This is a genomic window from Afifella sp. IM 167 (genome assembly GCF_020144925.1).
Lineage (GTDB): Bacteria > Pseudomonadota > Alphaproteobacteria > Rhizobiales > Afifellaceae > Afifella.
In genome coordinates this window covers 1-610 of the sequence record NZ_NSLC01000037.1, presented here as the reverse complement: position 1 = coordinate 610, position 610 = coordinate 1, and the positions used below count along the sequence as shown (strand labels likewise).

At 37.4% G+C, this 610-nt stretch carries 1 protein-coding gene and 1 pseudogene; one reads left to right on the top strand and one right to left on the bottom strand.

The window, feature by feature from the left end:
- Positions 1 to 158 precede the first annotated feature (158 nt).
- Positions 159 to 281 carry a transposase gene (locus CLD20_RS20475; RefSeq protein WP_224408440.1) on the bottom strand — a complete coding sequence of 41 codons (123 nt, stop codon included), beginning with the start codon at positions 279 to 281 and terminating at the stop codon, positions 159 to 161.
- Positions 282 to 287: 6 nt separating this feature from the next.
- On the opposite strand from CLD20_RS20475, the pseudogene CLD20_RS20015 reads away from it, so the two are divergent.
- Positions 288 to 610: pseudogene (locus CLD20_RS20015) on the top strand (IS3 family transposase); the annotation flags it as partial.

The following is a 610-nucleotide window of genomic DNA, read 5'->3' as shown; positions in this document are numbered from 1 at the left end:
AAGAAAAGCTTGCTGTAGCATTGCGAATGTACGACAGTAAAGAATATTCTATCAAAGAGATAGTCTCAACAACTGGAATATCTCAAGGTTCCCTATATAGGGCGGTCAATCGAAGAAAGCTTGAAAATATAAGGAAATAAGGAGCATTTTTCCTTAGTCTATTTACTTTTGGGTTTACTTTGCGATTCTCTGGCAATGTTCGCACGAGATTTTCCATTTTCATAAAGCTTCACTAATTGCAGTTTAAACTCGGGTGTAAAAGTTCGACGTTGACGTGTCATAGTTCCAAAGAAATTGACCGTATATTTAAAGAAAGTCGTAACAATTATGGTACACGCAAAATTAAGAAAGAATTAGCGAAGTTACCGGAACCAAAGCAAGTTTCACGTCGCCGAATTGGCCGATTAATGAAGGAAATGGGACTTGTTTCAACTTACACAGTGGCGCAATTTAAACCACACAAATCAACGTGTAATGAAGCACCTGTGAAGAACGAATTACAACGTCAATTTAAGCAAGACGAACAATTAGCTGTTATCGTCAGCGATTTAACATACGTCCGTGTCGGAAAAAAGTGGCATTATGTATGCTTATTTGTGGACCTTTTTAA

What these genes read in the sequence shown, in the direction of transcription:
- CLD20_RS20475 (WP_224408440.1), bottom strand. Translation starts at nt 281, where the DNA reads ATGACACGTCAACGTCGAACTTTTACACCCGAGTTTAAACTGCAATTA.